At 71.3% G+C, this 15,917-nt stretch carries 17 protein-coding genes and 1 pseudogene; 14 read left to right on the forward strand and 4 right to left on the reverse strand.

All coding sequences use genetic code 11. The features are described 5' to 3' along the window. Nucleotides 1-45: 45 nt before the first annotated feature. From ABD323_RS22800 to ABD323_RS22810, 3 genes are all read left to right on the forward strand, one after another. Nucleotides 46-1,773 (forward strand): thiamine pyrophosphate-dependent enzyme, encoded by a 1,728-nt coding sequence (locus ABD323_RS22800; protein ID WP_344443757.1) that lies wholly within the window; start codon nt 46-48, stop codon nt 1,771-1,773. A 53-nt stretch (nt 1,774-1,826) separates the two neighbouring features. Then, nucleotides 1,827-2,678 carry a ribonuclease BN gene (locus tag ABD323_RS22805; RefSeq protein ID WP_344443758.1) on the forward strand — a complete coding sequence of 284 codons (852 nt, stop codon included), beginning with the start codon at nt 1,827-1,829 and terminating at the stop codon, nt 2,676-2,678. Between the two features lie 256 nt (nt 2,679-2,934). Further along, nucleotides 2,935-4,167 (forward strand): actin cross-linking domain-containing toxin, encoded by a 1,233-nt coding sequence (locus ABD323_RS22810; protein ID WP_344443759.1) that lies wholly within the window; start codon nt 2,935-2,937, stop codon nt 4,165-4,167. Nucleotides 4,168-4,191: 24 nt separating this feature from the next. Here ABD323_RS22810 and ABD323_RS22815 read toward each other — a convergent pair whose 3' ends face one another. The 3 genes and pseudogenes from ABD323_RS22815 to ABD323_RS22825 form a co-directional block, all read right to left on the reverse strand. Beyond that, nucleotides 4,192-4,551 carry an STAS domain-containing protein gene (locus ABD323_RS22815; RefSeq protein WP_344443760.1) on the reverse strand — a complete coding sequence of 120 codons (360 nt, stop codon included), beginning with the start codon at nt 4,549-4,551 and terminating at the stop codon, nt 4,192-4,194. Then, nucleotides 4,548-5,945, reverse strand: coding sequence for a PP2C family protein-serine/threonine phosphatase (locus ABD323_RS22820; RefSeq protein WP_344443761.1), 1,398 nt, complete (start codon nt 5,943-5,945; stop codon nt 4,548-4,550). Before ABD323_RS22820 ends, ABD323_RS22815 begins: the two co-directional genes overlap by 4 nt. Further along, nucleotides 5,945-6,127, reverse strand: a pseudogene (locus ABD323_RS22825) (alpha/beta fold hydrolase); the annotation flags it as partial. The pseudogene ABD323_RS22825 and the gene ABD323_RS22820, both read right to left, overlap by 1 nt. A 10-nt stretch (nt 6,128-6,137) precedes the next feature. On the opposite strand from ABD323_RS22825, the gene ABD323_RS22830 reads away from it, so the two are divergent. The 8 genes from ABD323_RS22830 (at nt 6,138) to ABD323_RS22865 (ending at nt 12,620) form a co-directional block, all read left to right on the forward strand. Beyond that, the gene (locus tag ABD323_RS22830; protein WP_344443762.1) at nt 6,138-6,977 is read left to right on the forward strand and encodes a hypothetical protein; all 840 of its coding nucleotides are present in this window, start codon (nt 6,138-6,140) and stop codon (nt 6,975-6,977) included. Beyond that, nucleotides 6,977-7,684, forward strand: coding sequence for an ATP-binding protein (locus ABD323_RS22835; protein WP_425556116.1), 708 nt, complete (start codon nt 6,977-6,979; stop codon nt 7,682-7,684). The genes ABD323_RS22830 and ABD323_RS22835 overlap by 1 nt, the downstream gene beginning before the upstream one ends. A 110-nt stretch (nt 7,685-7,794) precedes the next feature. After that, complete coding sequence (locus tag ABD323_RS22840; RefSeq protein ID WP_344443764.1) at nt 7,795-8,367, forward strand: WhiB family transcriptional regulator; 573 nt, start codon at nt 7,795-7,797, stop codon at nt 8,365-8,367. Next, the gene (locus ABD323_RS22845) at nt 8,364-9,392 is read left to right on the forward strand and encodes a DUF2637 domain-containing protein (RefSeq protein WP_344443765.1); all 1,029 of its coding nucleotides are present in this window, start codon (nt 8,364-8,366) and stop codon (nt 9,390-9,392) included. Before ABD323_RS22840 ends, ABD323_RS22845 begins: the two co-directional genes overlap by 4 nt. Before the next feature lie 165 nt (nt 9,393-9,557). Continuing rightward, the gene (locus ABD323_RS46075) at nt 9,558-9,698 is read left to right on the forward strand and encodes a hypothetical protein (RefSeq protein WP_425556117.1); all 141 of its coding nucleotides are present in this window, start codon (nt 9,558-9,560) and stop codon (nt 9,696-9,698) included. After that, nucleotides 9,695-10,357, forward strand: coding sequence for a plasmid mobilization protein (locus ABD323_RS46080; protein ID WP_425556119.1), 663 nt, complete (start codon nt 9,695-9,697; stop codon nt 10,355-10,357). The genes ABD323_RS46075 and ABD323_RS46080 overlap by 4 nt, the downstream gene beginning before the upstream one ends. After that, on the forward strand, nt 10,357-12,111 hold the full coding sequence (locus tag ABD323_RS22860) for a relaxase/mobilization nuclease domain-containing protein (protein ID WP_344443767.1): 1,755 nt from the start codon (nt 10,357-10,359) through the stop codon (nt 12,109-12,111). Before ABD323_RS46080 ends, ABD323_RS22860 begins: the two co-directional genes overlap by 1 nt. 113 nt (nt 12,112-12,224) lie before the next feature. Continuing rightward, nucleotides 12,225-12,620: a hypothetical protein gene (locus ABD323_RS22865; protein ID WP_344443768.1), complete on the forward strand. Its 396-nt coding sequence runs from the start codon at nt 12,225-12,227 to the stop codon at nt 12,618-12,620. A gap of 222 nt (nt 12,621-12,842) precedes the next feature. On the opposite strand, the gene ABD323_RS22870 is transcribed toward ABD323_RS22865, so the two are convergent. Continuing rightward, nucleotides 12,843-13,166 (reverse strand): putative quinol monooxygenase, encoded by a 324-nt coding sequence (locus ABD323_RS22870; protein ID WP_344443769.1) that lies wholly within the window; start codon nt 13,164-13,166, stop codon nt 12,843-12,845. 146 nt (nt 13,167-13,312) lie between these two features. Between ABD323_RS22870 and ABD323_RS22875 the strand changes: the two genes are divergently transcribed. From ABD323_RS22875 to ABD323_RS22885, 3 genes are all read left to right on the forward strand, one after another. Beyond that, nucleotides 13,313-14,146, forward strand: a complete 834-nt coding sequence (locus ABD323_RS22875) for a helix-turn-helix transcriptional regulator (protein ID WP_344443770.1) — start codon at nt 13,313-13,315, stop codon at nt 14,144-14,146. Between the two features lie 152 nt (nt 14,147-14,298). Further along, nucleotides 14,299-14,991 (forward strand): SDR family NAD(P)-dependent oxidoreductase, encoded by a 693-nt coding sequence (locus ABD323_RS22880; RefSeq protein ID WP_344443771.1) that lies wholly within the window; start codon nt 14,299-14,301, stop codon nt 14,989-14,991. Between the two features lie 657 nt (nt 14,992-15,648). Next, entirely contained in the window at nt 15,649-15,837 is a 189-nt protein-coding gene (locus tag ABD323_RS22885) for a hypothetical protein (RefSeq protein ID WP_344443772.1), read from the forward strand. The last annotated feature ends 80 nt before the right edge of the window (nt 15,838-15,917 follow it).

The raw sequence follows: 15,917 nt of genomic DNA on the forward strand, positions 1-15,917 counted from the left end.
CCCCAACGACCTTGCCGCACTGACCGAGACACCGGAGGACCCATCGTGGCTCGTACCGTCGCCCGTGTGATCGTCGACGCCCTGCAGGAGCTGGGAGTGCGCCATGTGTTCGGCGTCGTCGGCGACGCGCTGAACCCGCTGACCGAGGCCGTCCGCACCACCGAGGGCGTCGACTGGGTGGGCTGCCGCCACGAGGAGGCCGCGGCGTTCGCGGCCGGCGCGCAGTCGCAGCTGTCGGGGACCCTGGGCGTCTGCATGGGCACCGTCGGCCCCGGATCGGTGCACCTGCTCAACGGCCTGTACGACGCCGCCAAGAGCCGGACCCCGGTGCTGGCCATCGCCGGGCAGGTGCCGTTGGCCGAACTGGGCAGCGACTACTTCCAGGAGGTCGACAACGACCTACTCTTCCGGGACGTCGCGATCTTCCGGGCCACCGTCACCTCGCCGGACCAGCTGCCCCGGATGCTGGAGGCCGCGGTCCGCGCAGCGATCAGCGAGAGCGGCGTGGCGGTCCTCACGGTCCCCGGCGACCTCGGCGAGCGCGAGCTCACCGAAGACCGGCCCGCGCGCTTCCCGCACACCCGTCCGGTCACCCGCCCGGACGAGCCGGGCATCCGGGCGGCCGCCGACCTCCTGAACGCCGCCGGCCGGGTGACGCTGCTGGTGGGGCGCGGTGCCCGCGACGCCCACGAGGAGGTGCTGGCGCTCGCCGAGCGCCTGGCCGCACCGATGGTCCTCACGCTCAAGGCCAAGGAGGGCTTCGAGGGGGAGAACCCCTACCAGGTCGGCCAGACCGGCCTGATCGGCAACCCGGCCGCCGCCCACGCCCTGGACGGTTGCGACACCCTGCTCCTGCTCGGCACCGACTTCCCGTACCGCGACTGGTACCCCACCGACTGCAAAGTCGTCCAGATCGACCTCCAGGAACGCAACCTCGGCCGGCGGGTGGCGGTGGACGCGGGCTTGGCCGGCGACGTCGCGGCCACCCTGCGCGCGCTGCTCCCGCACCTGGACGGCGTCGCGGACCGCTCGCACCTCGACGCCGCCCGCAAGCGCTTCGAGGAGTGGCGCACCGGTCAGCAGCAGCTCGCCGACCCCGCCCACGACCACCGCTTGCTGGGCCGCCTGCGCAGCGCGCTGGACAACCGGAGCCACGACGTGCGCCCGGAGGCGCTGGCCGCCGCCGTGGACGCCTGCGCGAGCGACGACGCGATCTTCACCTGCGACACGGGTATGGCCACCGTCTGGTTCTCACGCTTCGTGACGATGCACGGCGGGCGCCGCATGCTCGGGTCCTACAACCTCGGCTCGATGGCCAACGCCATGCCGCAGGCCCTGGGCGCCCAGCTCTGGGCCCCCGACCGGCAGGTCGTCGCGTTCTGCGGCGACGGCGGCCTGAGCATGCTGCTCGGCGACCTGATGACGATCAAGACCTACCGGCTGCCCGTGAAGCTCGTGGTCTTCGACAACCGGCGCCTGGGCATGGTCAAGCTCGAACAGGAGCAGGCCGGCCTCGCCGAGTTCGGCACCGAGCTGGACAACCCGGACTTCGCCGCCGTCGCCACCGCCCTGGGTCTCACCGGCATCCGCGTGACCGGCCCCGGCCAGCTCCTGGACGGCGTGCGCCGGGCCTTCGACACCCCGGGACCGGTGGTGCTCGAGGTCCTGACGAACCCCCAGGAGCTCGCCGTCCCCGGAAAGCCGACCGTGCAACAGGGCTGGGGATTCGCCATCGCCAAGGTCAAGGAAACCCTCCAGAGCCACCAGAGCTGAGCCGCCACGGGCCCGTGCGCCGACCTGTGGTGGACCGAGGACGGGAGGCCGTCATGGCGGACCACGACCACGACCACGGAGAACCGGGGTCCGGGAGGCCGCAGGCCGCGCGAGGGCGCCACCGGGCGCTCGTCGTGGTCCAGGAGGTCTGGCGCCAGGGCCGCACGGTCGAGCTCCTGCAGCGGTCGATGGCCTTCGCCGCCCTGTTCTTCGTGACCCTGGTGCCACTGCTGGTGGTGATCGCCTCCGCCTCACCCACCCGCGGCAGCGGCATCACGAACTGGATCACCGACGGCCTGGGCCTCAACGGCCGCGGTGCCGACGCCACGCGCAAGCTGTTCGCCTCCCGCGGCCAGATCCTCAGCACCACGACCGCCTTCAGCCTTGCCGCACTCGCGGTCTTCGGTGTCTCCCTGATGGCCTCCGTGCAGACCGCCTACGAGCGCATCTGGCAGCTGTCCCGCGGTCCCTGGCACGCCGCCTGGCGTCAGGCGCTGGGCCTGGCCGGGCTGACCGGCTACATCGTGATCGCGGCGTGGAGCGGCGACCCCTGGCGGCACACCTGGGTCCAGCCCGCCCTACGGCTCACCGCCACCCTCCTCGGCGGCATCCTGCTGTTCTGGTGGCTGCAGCACCTGCTCCTGGGCGCCCGCGTCCCGTGGGCACGACTGCTGCCCGGAGCGGTGGCCACCATGGTCGCGCTGGCCGGCCTGCGGCTCTTCTCCCGCCTGGTGTTCGCCCCGCTCCTGGTCTCCAACGCCGTCTCCTACGGCACCGTCGGAACGGTCCTGGTCGTCCAGTCCTGGCTCATGGGCGTGGGCTACACCCTCTACGGCGGATCCCTGGCCGGCCGCGTGCTGATGACCGGCGCCACGGAGGGGAGAGCCGACCGGCAGGGCGCCTGACCCGCGGGCCGTGCCGGCGCTGCCCGAATGGTCGTCAACTGCTGCCCTCGCGCGTCCTTCCACTGCCGAACTGATCCGGTGTACAGATGGGTTCCCATGGACGAAGCCCTCAGAGAGGCACGTGATGCGCGGGCAGGATCCCTCCAGAGCGCCAGGTGCCGACCATCTCGGGAATGTCACAGAGCGCTCCCTCGTCCGCCCACCGGCCCTGCGCCCGCCGGGGTTCGGGGCAGCGGCAGGCGCTGGGGCCGGGGGCATGTCGACCGCGTCCGTCCTCGCCCTTCAGCGCGGCATGGGAAATGCCGCCGTGGTCCGCCTGCTGGGGCAGGGCCAGGGCCAGGAGCAGGAACAGCACCGGCACGGCGACGGATGCGGTCACCAGGGCGCCGGTTCGCCGCCGGCGCCGGTGCAGCGGGTCTACCGGACCGAGTTCGCCGGCTCCTCGCTGGGCACGGAGCAGGAGCTCATCGGGGTGAAGGTGGCCAAGGCGAGGAACACGGACTCCCATATCGCCGAGGTCCTGGACAACGCCGGTCACCTGCTGCTGGAAGTCACCACCGACATCGGCGGGCAGCAGTCCTTCCGGGGCTACTACGACTACACGCTGGAGATGAAGGCGGCGCCGACCGAGGTCGCCGACCAGCAGGGGTGGGCCGCGCGGCGCCGCGCGTTCCGGGCGGTGGTGGAACTCTTCGACGCGGCGGCCGACGCCGGCGGCACGCCGCTGACCAGCCGGGCCCTCGGCGAGGAGTTCCAGCTCGTCGTCCGGAACCAGGAGCACCTCGTCCACAGTGACTTCGGGCACGGGGTCAGCGGCAGCAGCGACCAGGTCACCCTGGGCATCAGGGCGCAGGACGTCGGCTCCGACCTCGGGGAGGCCGGGCTGATGGCGGCCGGGGCGTTCTGGTACGACCGGGAGATCGGGTCGGAGCTCCCGGTCGAGGGCCTGATCGACGCGGTCGGATCGCGGACCGTCTACTCCTACGTCATGTCCGTGCTGAGGTTCCTGGCGTCGCTGATCCGGGAGAACGAGCTGTCGTTCGACGGTGCCCCGGAGTCCTACCGCAAGAACCTGTACGACTCCGACATCAAGAACAGGTGGAGCGTGCTGCCCAGGACACCGCCGTGGGACCTGCTCGACATCCTCGCCGCCACCGACAGCACGGCCGTCAAAGTGGCCATCGCGAAGACCCCGCCCCCGCCGGGGATCGACCCGACGATCTGGAAGGCGGCCAGGCAGCACATCAACACGCGGCAGTCACTGGCCGGCCATGACCAGCCGACGCCGCTCATCGCGGGTGGCCAGGGCGCCCTCTTCGAGTTCAGGAGTTCCGTGCCGCCCGCCTTCGGTCACGCGCTGCACGGCGCCGAGCACCAGGCCGCGGCGCCGCAGGGGCAGGCGCCCAGTGCCGACTTCGCCGAGGTGATGAGGCAGCGGCGCGCCCGGCTCGGCTCCGACTCCGGCCAGAGTGACTCGGACGAGTACTGACGGTGCGCAGGTGCCCGGCCCCGCTCAGCCGTCGGTGCGGGTCACCCACCGCTCGGCGGCGTCCTGGGCGGTGGGGTGGGTGGCGAAGATCCGGGTGAGACCGGTGACGTCGAAGATGCGGGTGACGATGCTGGGGACGCCGGCCAGGGCGATGTGGGCCTGGTGCCCGAGGGCGTGGTTGCGGGCGGCCACCAGCAGGCTGATGCCGGTGGAGTCGCAGAAGGTGAGCGCGCTCAGGTCGACGACGAGCAGCTCGCCGGGGCCCGGGGTGAGGCCCAGCAGGACCTCGCGGGCGCCGGGTGCGCTGTGGAAGTCGAGGTCCCCGGCGATCTCCAGCACCGGACCGGTCGGTGTGGAGCGGATCGTGGTGGTCAACTCGGTCACGGGTTCGGCTCCGGGGTGGGGTGGGGGATGCTGAGCGCCAGCAGGGCGGTGTCGTCGTCCACCCCGGTGCCGAGGGTTTCGAGCAGGGTCCGCAGGGCGGTGATGGCGGCCGGTGCGGTGGTGGGGGCCAGTGACGCTGCGAAGTCCAGCAGGGCCTCGTCGCCGAAGCGTTCGTCGCCCCGGCGCCGGCCACCGGGCTGATCACCGGATGTGCCGCGCGGAGCGGTGTGGGCCTCGGTGAGACCGTCGGTGTAGAGCAGCACGGTGTCCCCGGGGGCCAGGCGCACCGTCGTGGTGGCGATGTGGGCGTCGGGGATGACGCCGATCAGCTGGCCGCCGGGGGTGGGCAGGTAGTGGGCGTCCCCGTCCGCGCGCAGCAGGATCGCCGGGGGGTGGCCGCCGGCGGCCAGCGTGAGGCGGTAGCCGCCGGTGGCGCGCTCGGTGCCCGGGTCGTCTTCGTACTCGGGGCCGATGTCGGGGGTGAGGACGCCGAACAGGACGGTGCAGAAGCGCGGGTCGGTGCCGGGGTACTCGTGGGACAGGACGGTGTTGAGGTTGGCGAGTACCGCGGCGGGGGCCGGGTCGTAGACGGCGGCGGCGCGCAGCGTGTAGCGGACCAGCGAGGTGACGGCGGCGGCCTCGGCGCCCTTGCCGCAGACGTCGCCCAGGAACAGGCCCCAGGTGCCGCCGTCGAGTGGGAAGAGGTCGTAGAAGTCGCCGCCGACCTCGTCGGCGGAGGCGATGTGGTAGTGCGCGGCGACGTCCAGGCCCGCCGGCGCGGGCAGCGAGGGGGGCAACAGGCTGCGTTGCAGGGTGGCGACCAGGCGTTGCAGTCGGGCCCGTTCGACCTCCACGACCTGGTGCGCCCGCTCGGCGACCTGTCGCGCCCGGTCGGCCTCGTGGCGGGTGTCCTCGGCCTCCCGGCGGGCGCGCAGCAGCTCGGTCTCGTAGGCGCGGCGGTCGCGGGCGTCGAAGATCGTGGTGCGGATCAGCAGGGGCAGGCCGTCGTCGCCGGTTCGGACGGTGGAGGTGACCAGCACCGGCAGCCGGGTGCCGTCGGCCGCCGTGAGTTCGAGGGCGATGCCGCCGATCTCGCCCTGCAGGGTGAGCAGTGGGGCGAAGTGCGTCTCGTGGTAGAGGCGTCCGCCGACGGTGAGCAGGTCGGCGAAGCGCCGGCGGCCCACCAGCTCCTCGCGGCGGTAGCCGAGCCAGGTCAGCAGGGTGGTGTTGACCTTGGCGATCCGGCCGTCCATCAGGGTCGACAGGTAGCCGCAGGGGGCGTTCTCGTACAGGTCGACGGCGCTGTCCTCCAGCAGGGCGGAGAAGAGCGCCGCGTGGTCGTCCGCAGAGGCGGGCCCGCGGCCGTGCGGGTCCTCGCCGTCGGACCGGACCATCACCGCCGCTCCCGGACGAACGTGATGATCGCCTCCGCGGTGGCCTGCGGGGCACTGAGCTGGGGGCAGTGACCGGTCGCGGTCAGTGTCACCAACTCGCTGCCGGGAACCTGGGCATGGACGAACGCGCCGACCTCGAGCGGCGCGATGGCGTCGTTGGAGCACTGCGCGATCAGCGTCGGTCTCATGCAGATGGAGCGCGTCGGCCTGATCCACCGGTACACCGGCTGTGACGGCAAGCGGTACCTGCACTACCTCACGTGGGACCGCCACCAGAAGATCGACAAGCCGAGCCTGTCCCGGCTGCCGGCCTGCCCCCACTGCGCACCGGAGCGCTGCGGGTTCTGCAAGGGACCGTGCGTCCAGCGGGCCGACGCTTCCGCCGCGGATCCCCTCCGCGTCGGGGCAGCCTCGTCGAACTCTCCCCGAGGATTCGACGAGGCCTCGGCGAACGCCCCGGGAGTCCTCGATCGGCCCGTCGAGCCCTCACCAGCACCTCCCGCCGCTGCGCTACCCGCCACCGGCGCCGCACCGGACACCCTGCTCGGCCTCGGCCAGGCACCGGTCAGCCCCCCGAGGAAAGCCGCAGGTCAGGCGACCTTCGTCGAGGCTTCCCCGAAGGCTCCCCGAAACCTCCCGGAGCCCTCGACGCCTGGATCTAGGATCTTGGATCCTGGATCTTCTTTCCCTACGGGGCGCGAGGCGCCCGACGCCACGGCCTCGGCCAGCCAGCTCGTCGGCGAGTACGTCGCCACCTGCGTCGAGCGTCCGCCGGCCAGCGTGCTCGCCCACCTCGGCAAGGTCGTCAAGAACCTGCTCGCCGAGGGCATCGCGGCCGAACAGGTCCGCGTCGGGCTGCGGCGGTTCGCCGAGATCCAGGGCCACCCGTCCCGGCTGCCGAGCCTGGTCAACGACGCCATGAACGCACGGTCTGCCGGCTTGGCGCGGCCGGGATTCCGGCCTAACGTGCCCGCTCACCAGGCGTGGACCAATCCGGCCGACGCTGCCGCCGCCTACGCCGAGGAGCTGTGATGCGCCGCAACCGTGACCCGCAGACCTTCGCCAACGGCACAACGGTGCTCGACCGGATGGCCCGAATCCTCGCCGCCAGAGGCATTGACCAGGCCACCGTCAACACCCCGGGCGCCGGCGCCGAGCCGTACTCGCCGCTGGAAGCCCTGTCCGCCGGGATGCCGCCGCGCTATCGGGACGCGGTCGCCACGCACCCGCAGGTCCTGGCCTGGGTGCGACAGGTCGCCGACCAGGCCGTTGCCCCGAGCACCGGCGCCCGCCGCCAACTCACCACCGGGCCGAGCCTGCTGATGGCCGGGGTCGTCGGCGCCGGGAAGACGCACCAGGCGTACGGCGCGGTCCGCGCTCTGGTGCAGGCCGGCATCGGCGTGCGCTGGCGCGCCACCACCGCCGCTGACCTCTACGCCGAGCTTCGGCCCAGCTCCGGCACGGACGGCGAGCAGGTGCTGGCGGCCTACAGCCGCGTGCCGCTGCTCATCCTCGACGATCTCGGCGCTGCCAAGTCGTCCGAGTTCGTCGAAGAGCAGACCTACCGGCTGATCAACCGCCGGTACAACCACTGCCTGCCGACCCTGATCACCACCAATCTGGCGATCGGTGCACTCCGCGCCTACCTCGGTGACCGGGTCGCCTCACGCCTGCGGCAGATGACCACCCAGGTCGAGTTCGAGCCGGTCGACCGCAGACGCCACCAGCGCGTCGCCTGACCCGCCGCTACCCGGCCTCGCCCCCGGCGCGCCGCCTCGCCCTTCACCGACCCAGTGCACCTCTCCGCCGACGCCGCCCTGCGCGCGGAGAGCGATCGGAGCAACCCCACATGACCACCACGACCAGCCCGGCTGGCCCTGCCCGCTACCGGTCGCTCGGCGACCACACCTGGCAGGACCAGGCTGTCTGCCACCCCAGCGAGTACAACCCCGTCGACCCGGAGATCTTCTTCCCCGAACCCGACGAGACCGAGAAGATCACCACCGCCCTGTCGCTCTGCGGCCAGTGCCCCGTCCGCCTCGCCTGCCTCGACGCCGCGCTCGAAGGCAACGAGACCCACGGCATCCGGGGCGGCCTGACCCAGGAGGAACGAGCCCCTCTGCACGAGAAGATCGCCAAGCGCCTGGACTACGCCCGCGTCAGCGCCACCCTCGCCGGGCGCGACATCCACCTCACCAAGGCCGAGCGTCGCGCCGTGGTCCTCGCCGGATACCGCCAGGGCGTGACGGTCGAACGCCTCGCCCGACTTCTGAAGATCAGTGAGGAGCACGCGACGAAGCTCCTGCGCGAGACCCGCCGAGCCTTCCGCAACCGGGAGCTCCAGCAGGCGGCGAGGGTCGGCAAGAGGTCCTGGAACTCCCAGGACCACCTGGAGCGCGACGACTTCGGGACGGCGGCATGAGCACCGCCACCGAGACCTCGCCGGGCACCGCGCACGTCACGGGCTGGGACCGCGCGGTCGTGATCGCTCTCGGCGGTGCGGGATGCGCCCTGTCCTTCAGCGCGCTCGAGCAGATGGCCGTCGCCATCCACGTTCGGGGCTTCCTGGCCGGCCTCTTCCCCCTGGTCATCGACGGCTTTATCGCCTATGGCGTCCGCGCCCTCCTGGTCCTGCGCGATGCCCCGCTGCGTGCCCGGTTCTACGTGTGGACGCTCTTCGGCGCGGCCACGGCGACCAGCGTCTGGGCCAACGCGCTGCACGCGGTCCGACTCAACCAGCAGAGCACCGCGGTCAATGGCCTGCGGCTCGGCGACACGGTGGTGGCGGTCCTGTCCACGGTCGCGCCGCTCGCGCTGGGCGGAGCCGTCCACCTGTACATCCTCATCGCCCGGGGACCGGTCACCGACGCCCACCGGGTCAGCCCGGGTGACCGCGACCGCCGGGGCGAGCGCGGTCAGGTCACTATTCCCGCTGACCGGGACGAGCCGGTGACCGCAGTGACCGGAGGTACGGACAACGCGCAGCTGACCGCCGGTCAGCCGGTCAGCGGTTGGGTCACAGCGCCGATTGACCGGCCGACGCTGACCTTGGCCAGGCCGGTCGCGGTGACCGACCCTGCTGACCTGGGCGGTCAGCCGGACAGAGCCTCGGCGGTCAGTGACCGACCGGTCGAGGAAGGGTCGGTCACCGCCCAACCGGTCAGTGTCCGGGCGCCGGTAGGTCAGTCGGTCAGTCTCCCGGTCACGCAGCCGCCGGTCACTTACCCGGCTGACCGGGAAGGCAGTGGCCGGCGCGCTGACCCGGATACCGAGGAGCTGCTGGAGATCGCCCGAGAGGCGGTCAGGGCGGAGGACAAGCTGACCCGGAAGGTGGTCGCCGGGGCGATCCGCGGTCAGCGCATCCCGCTGTCCAGCGACACCCTGACCCAGCTGATGGCGCAGCTCCGCGAACAGCAAGGCCGGCCGGTCACCGCCCACCGGAACTGACCGGCCATGGTGACTGCACAAGTCATCCCGGCCGGTCACCCACCCAACCCACACGCACACCACCGAAACGGAGCCCTCGCCATGCGCACCACCCCCGCCACCTGGGCCGAGGCGGACTCCTGGCTGACCGTCCTTCACTAGCACGGACACCTCCATCGCGTCGACGTGGGCCCCGACGGCACCCGGACCGTCCAACGGGACCGCTCCTCCCGCCCCTGGACTCTCCACCACCCGGTCCTGGCCATCGACTGGATCGAGGACCTCGTGCGCGACATCCAGCAGCCGGACACGGAGACGACCCGATGACCGGCACCGACCAGGCCGCAACCACCCCAGGACCGGAAGGTGACCGTGATCAGGCTCCTGGCGGAGCAAGTTGTCGCATTGGATATCCCAAAGGGCTATCCAAAGCGAATGCCCTCGCCCAGGGGTGCGAGGACGGCTCTGCCGGTCCCCGGGCGAGGGCGCCCAGGGACCGGCAGAGCCTGGGGCACCAGGGGGCACCGGGAGGAGGAGAAGCACCAGCCGACCCCGCCACCGACTCACCGCCCGCGCGCGAACCTGCCTTCCCGGACCGTCAGCCCCGTCGACGCCGCTACCAACCAACCCACCGCGAAGACGTCATCGCCGCGCGCTTGAAACCCGACGAGAAAGCCGAGATCACCGCCGCCGCCAAGCGCGCCGGCCTGTACCCCTCCGGCTACCTCGCCACCGCCGCTCTCGCCGCCGCCCGCGGATCCACGACCCTGAAGAACAACGAGCAGCTCGACGCCGCCATCGACGAGCTGGCCGCCCTGCGCGCTGCCATCTCCCGCGTCGGCAACAACATCAACCAGATCGCCTACGTCTACAACGCCGGCGGACACGCACGCCCCGGCGAACTCGACCACATCCTCGGCGTCCTGACCCGCATCCTGGCCTCCGTCGACGACACGGCCACCTCGCTCGTGAAGAAGCGCACCTGATGATCCCCAAGATCCGACGCGGCTCCCGCACCCACGGTCTGCTCGTCTACCTCTACGGCCCGGGCAAGCGCGACGAACACACCGACCCCCACCTCGTCGGCAGTTGGGACGGCTTCGCCCCCGACCCCGGCCGAGACACCAGCCCCGAACCCGACCCCAAGGCCACCCTCGCCCGACTCGCCGCCGCCCTGGACCTACGGGTCAAGCAGGCCGGCACCGATGCCCCGACCGAACACGTCTGGCACTGCTCGGTCCGCACTGACCCCGGCGACCGGCTCCTGACCGACGAGGAGTGGAACACCGTCGCCAGCCGCCTGGTCCAAGCCACGGGCCTCGGGCCCGCGGGCGACCCCGACGGCTGCCGCTGGGTTGCAGTGCGCCACGCCGACGACCACATCCACATCCTGGCCACCATGGTCCGAGGAGACCTGCGCCGCCCCCGGATGAACTACGACAAGAAGAAGGCCCAGACCGAATGCCGCCTGATCGAGAAGGAGATGGGCCTGCGCCAACTCAACCCCGGCGACGGCACCGCCGCCAAGAACCCCACCAGCCAAGAACGCTTCAAGGCCGAGCGCACCGGCCACACCGACACCCCGCGCGAGACCCTGCGCGAGGCGGTCCGCCAAGCCGTGACCGGAGCCGCCAGCGAAGCCGAGTTCTTCGCCCGCCTGCGATCAGCCGGCATCCGCGTCAAGCCCCGCCTCGCCCCCTCCGGCGACACCCTCGGCTACTCCGTCGCACTGCCCGGCGACCGCAACCGCGACGACCAGCCCATCTGGTTCTCCGGCTCCACACTCGCCCCCGACCTCTCCCTCCCCAAGATCCGCCAGCGCCTGGCCACCGGACCCATCGACCAGGCCGCCAAGGCTCTCCCCGCCGACACCACCGGCACGAACACCCGCTGGTCACCGCCCGCCAGCGCCCGCCGCCACGCGAGCCAGCTCGCCGAGTGCGCCGCCGTCGACCTCGACACCGATGGCGACGAAGCCGCCGCCCAGCTCGTCGGCGTCGGCGAACTCCTCGACGCCGTCGCCCAGACCTCACTGGCCGCCACCCGAGACGAACTACGCGCCGCAGCCCGCGCCTACGAGCGCGCCACCCGCAGCCACGTCAGTGCCGAGCGGGCCGACAACCGCGCCCTGCGCTCAGCCGCCCGGGGCATCATCCACTCCGGCGGCGCACTCGGCCGAGGCGAGGACGGCGGCGCGACAGCGATGCTGCTCTCCACCCTGATCCTGGCCGCCCTGGCAGCATCCCGCTGGCACTCCGCCCGAGGACACGCCCAGCAGGCCGCCGCCTCTCGCAACGCCGCCGAGCACCTGCGCACCGCCTACCGCCAGGCCGCCACCACGCCGATGAAGGCCATGCGCGAGCAGGGACGAGCGCTGCCCGAACCCGAACGCCGCCGTCTCGACGCCACCATCCGCGCCGCTCTGCCCGAGACCGATGGCCGGTCCCGCAAGGCGGAGCGCTGGGACGCGCTGGCCGCCACCCTCGCCCAGGCCGAGCAGGCAGGCTACGACCCGGATGCCCTCTTGCAGGAGGCCATCGCACAGCGAGAGTTGGGCACTGCCCAAGACGTCAACGACGTCCTCGTCTGGCGACTGCGCCGCCTCGCCAAACTCCCGGCCCACCCAGACGCGCCCCGCAGCCCCGGCAGCGGGACCGGCCGCGCCAAGACCAACCGGGCCACCAACACCCCGACCACGTCCGCCGCGACCGAGCCGCGCAACCGCGCGCCTCGCCGCTGACCCCCGGTCCGGCGGACCGACCTCCGGCCTGCCGGACCGGGCAATGCCCTGGACAACCAGTTCCACCAGCTGTTACGGATGAACCGAAGGCACTCGACGGAGAGAACACGCTCGTGACCAGAACCACCGACCACCACACGATGCCGGCACCGACGCCCCTCACCGCCACGCCGCCCAGCGACCCGCTGCTCCAACTGCAGAACGAGACCGCGCCTCCGAGCGGACCGGGCGTCAACCGCTGCCTCAACCACTCAGGCGAACTCGCCCTCGGCGGCATCCCGGTCATCTGCTCGGCCTGCAAGGGCCGCCGCGACTGGCTGCTGATCAACCAGGGCCGCAACGTCTACATCCGCTGCCGCTGCGCGAACGAGTGGCTGGAGCCGGAGATCCCCCGGGCCGACTTCGACGCGATGGTCAACGGCCAGTGGACCAACTACCCCACCCTCGACGCCGCCATCACGGACACAGGATTCGACGGCTCGTTCGGCGGGATGTATCTCACCTACTGACTTCGGCGCTTCGAGGTGATTGACCTGGTCATGTAGCTGACTGACGGTCATCAAAAGGTATCGGGTGTGGGGAAGGATGCAGAGCAGGCACGGATCCACGTGATCATGCTGTCTCTACGCTCAGTGATCACGAAGGACGGCCGTGCCCGCGCTGCCGTTCAGCTGCTCGAAACCGCTCGGCGTCGGAGCACGACGATCACGACCGCCGTGCTGCGGGTCGGCCTACCGTGCCGGGCGGAACGGCTGCAGGAAGCGGATCCCGTCCTCGATGCTGCCGTCCATCAGTTCCAGCAGTTGGGGCACCAGGTCCTGCATACGGGGTGCCTGCAGGTGGCCTTCCAGTGCCTCGCGGCTCTCCCAGCGCTCGAAGATGACGAACGCGCCCGGTTGCCCCTCGATCTGGTGAGCCTCGTAGTCGATGTTGCCCGCGTCGTAGCGCGATGCGGTGACGGCGGCTGTCATGAACGCCTTCATCGCGGCTTCCTTCCCGGATTTGGCCCGGGCTTCCCACAGCAGGGTGACGTAGTGGTTCGACGTGGTGGTCACGCTTGCTCCTCCTGACTCCGAACAGCATCGTTGTGCGCCGTTCACGACTCGACACTGAGCCCCAGGGAGCGTCGGCGGGAGCTACGGGACTTCGTGGTACAGCACGTACCACCCAACGGGGCATGGTGTGCGGGAGGATGGTGAGCATGGATCAACTCGGCGCCGCGCTGCGGGCGTGGCGGAACCGGCTGGACCCCGCGACGGTGGGCTTCGCACACGGCTCACCCCGTCGGGTCCCCGGTCTGCGACGCGCGGAGCTGGCGACGCTGGCCGGCATCTCGGTCGAGTACGTGGTCCGGCTGGAGCAGGGACGGGTGGCGACACCCTCGGCGCAGGTCTGCTCGGCCCTGGCCCGCGCCCTGCACCTGTCCGACGACGAGCACGCCCACCTTTTGCGCATGGCCGGTCATGCAGCGGATCCGAGCCGGGTCCCACGAATGATCCCAGGGAGCCTGTACCGGATCGTGGACCAGCTCGCCGGCAACCCACTGGCGATCTACGACGCCACCTGGCAGTTGCTGCACTGGAATCCGCTGTTCGCGGCCACGTTCGGCGATCCCACGGTCCGCGGTGTGGGCGACCGCAACGTCCTGGTCTGGCAGTTCCTGGGCGAGCTGCCCCGAGTCCGGCAGACGGCGGCCGAGCGGGCGGCGTTCGAGGAGTCCCTCGTCGCCGACCTGCGCGCGACGACGAGCCGATACCCCGACGATCCCGACCTCGCGGCGTTGGTATCGAGGCTGAACCTCAACCCACGGTTCTGCGAGTTGTGGAGCCGCCGAGCGGTGGGCCGTCACCAGAGTGCGCACAAACTCGTCCAGCACCCGGACGTCGGAGACATCGCCATGAACTCCGACATCCTCAACACCCAGGACACGAACCTCCGCCTCGTTGTGTACACGCCGCAGCCAGGCACCGACGCCCGCAGCAAACTAGAACTCCTTGCGACCATCGGGGTCCAGAGGATGTCTCCTCAGGGATGAAGGCCCGCATTCCGCCTCGTCGGGTGAACCAGACTGCTGGGTGGTACGCGCGGTACCAGGAAGTCCCGTAGCTCCCGCCAACCCTCCCGGGAACCCAACATGGAGTGCGTGAACAGCGAACGACCGTGCTGTTCGGACCAGGAGGAGCCAGCATGACCACCACATTCATCACCGGGGCCAACAAGTCCCTCGGTTTTGAAACCGCTCGTCGCCTCGTCGAGGCGGGGCACACCGTCCTTCTCGGCGCCCGCCACCGTGAGCGCGGTCGGGCCGCGGCCGAGTCACTCGGCGCCCGGTTCATCCAGATCGACGTGACCGACGACGCCTCGGTCCAGGCCGCGGCCGCGGATGTCGCCGCGCATGAGGGAACGATCGACGTCCTGGTCAACAACGCCGGCGTCCTCGGCAAGGTCGGCCCCGTCGAGGAGTACACCGCGGCCGACGTGAGCGCCGTGCTCGACGTGAACGTCGTCGGGATCGTGCGCGTCACGCACGCCTTCCTCCCGCTGCTGCGCAAGTCGCCGAACCCCGTCATCGTCAACGTGTCCAGCGGGATGGGCTCCTTCAGCATGACCCAGGACCCGGCGCGGATCGAGTCGCAGTTTGCCCTGCCCCTCTACTGCGCCTCGAAGGCCGCGGTCACGATGCTCACGACGCAGTACGCCAAGGAACTGAAGGACATGAAGGTCAACGCCGCAGACCCCGGGCAGACCGCGACCGACTTTACCGGCGGCCTCGGACACAGCGTCGCCGACGGTGCGGAGTCCATCGTGACCCTCGCGACGATCGGCCCGGACGGGCCGACGGGACAGTTCATCGACCGATCCGGGAACCTCCCGTGGTGAGAGGCGCAGAACGACGAGGCAGCCGCGGAACGCGTCCAACGCGGTGAGACGCCGCGGGAGGGGGACGGCAGTCGGGTCCGCCGCGACGGGCGGCGCAGGCGGGGCATCAGTGGCGGTCGGTGCAGCTGCCAGCGCCGGACTGAACCGGGACTCCGACTTCTCCACGTCGAACCTCGCCGAGCCCTTCTGGCCGTTGGATCGCTGCCCAGCCGCGGCCGCAGTGCCTGTGATCGGAACAGCGACTATCGGCAGGGCAGTACGGTAGGCGCCCTGAGGGCATTCACGGCGCCGTTCGATCAACGAACCGCTGATCCGAAAGCAACGGCCCAGTCGGCACAGCCCTTCGAGATTCGGGCGGGCCGCTCGGTCGGGGGGCGCAGATCACGTGGGCTGCAGACCGGGGCGTGGTGGACTTCGATATCTTCGACATCTTCGACGTGGGTCTCAAGAACACGGTGACCATTGTTCAGCCTCAACTCGTAGGTTGAGGCACCGCAGGCGCGCGGGAATGCAGCGGCCCACTCCGTTGTCCTAACTGGGTTGCGGCGAAAGGCCACAGCGGGACGAAGGGGGAGCACAGTGACCGAGCGGGGAAGCAGACGCCGGGATGGGGCGGCGCTGGAGCGCAAGATCTGGTCAGCCGGACGGCCTTGGACGATGGGGAGCATCCTGATGGTTGCCGACGGGCAGTGGGCGGTGCGCACGCGCGGGGAACGGTCGGCGCCGGACTCCGTCGTGCGGGAGCGTGTGGCAGACGGCGGTCGGATCGCGCTCACGCTGGAGGAGCTGGCCCGCGCGGTCGGCTCTTCCTGGCGAGAGGCTGACCACGAGCAGCACGAAGACTGAGCCGCTATCGCCTGGGCCCAGCCACATGCGCATCAGGGCCGCCAACAGCCGACGGCGCCGGCTGGCCTGGCGGTTGGCCG

It is taken from the genome of Kitasatospora nipponensis (assembly GCF_039528135.1).
GTDB classification, from domain to species: Bacteria; Actinomycetota; Actinomycetes; order Streptomycetales; family Streptomycetaceae; genus Kitasatospora; species Kitasatospora nipponensis.

Coding starts and splice junctions, on each gene's coding strand:
- ABD323_RS22805 (WP_344443758.1), top strand. CDS start 1,827: ATGGCGGACCACGACCACGACCACGGAGAACCGGGGTCCGGGAGGCCG.
- ABD323_RS22810 (WP_344443759.1), top strand. CDS start 2,935: ATGTCGACCGCGTCCGTCCTCGCCCTTCAGCGCGGCATGGGAAATGCC.
- ABD323_RS22820 (WP_344443761.1), bottom strand. CDS start 5,945: ATGGTCCGGTCCGACGGCGAGGACCCGCACGGCCGCGGGCCCGCCTCT.
- ABD323_RS22830 (WP_344443762.1), top strand. CDS start 6,138: ATGGAGCGCGTCGGCCTGATCCACCGGTACACCGGCTGTGACGGCAAG.
- ABD323_RS22835 (WP_425556116.1), top strand. CDS start 6,977: ATGCGCCGCAACCGTGACCCGCAGACCTTCGCCAACGGCACAACGGTG.
- ABD323_RS22840 (WP_344443764.1), top strand. CDS start 7,795: ATGACCACCACGACCAGCCCGGCTGGCCCTGCCCGCTACCGGTCGCTC.
- ABD323_RS22845 (WP_344443765.1), top strand. CDS start 8,364: ATGAGCACCGCCACCGAGACCTCGCCGGGCACCGCGCACGTCACGGGC.
- ABD323_RS46080 (WP_425556119.1), top strand. CDS start 9,695: ATGACCGGCACCGACCAGGCCGCAACCACCCCAGGACCGGAAGGTGAC.
- ABD323_RS22860 (WP_344443767.1), top strand. CDS start 10,357: ATGATCCCCAAGATCCGACGCGGCTCCCGCACCCACGGTCTGCTCGTC.
- ABD323_RS22875 (WP_344443770.1), top strand. CDS start 13,313: ATGGATCAACTCGGCGCCGCGCTGCGGGCGTGGCGGAACCGGCTGGAC.
- ABD323_RS22880 (WP_344443771.1), top strand. CDS start 14,299: ATGACCACCACATTCATCACCGGGGCCAACAAGTCCCTCGGTTTTGAA.
- ABD323_RS22885 (WP_344443772.1), top strand. CDS start 15,649: ATGGGGAGCATCCTGATGGTTGCCGACGGGCAGTGGGCGGTGCGCACG.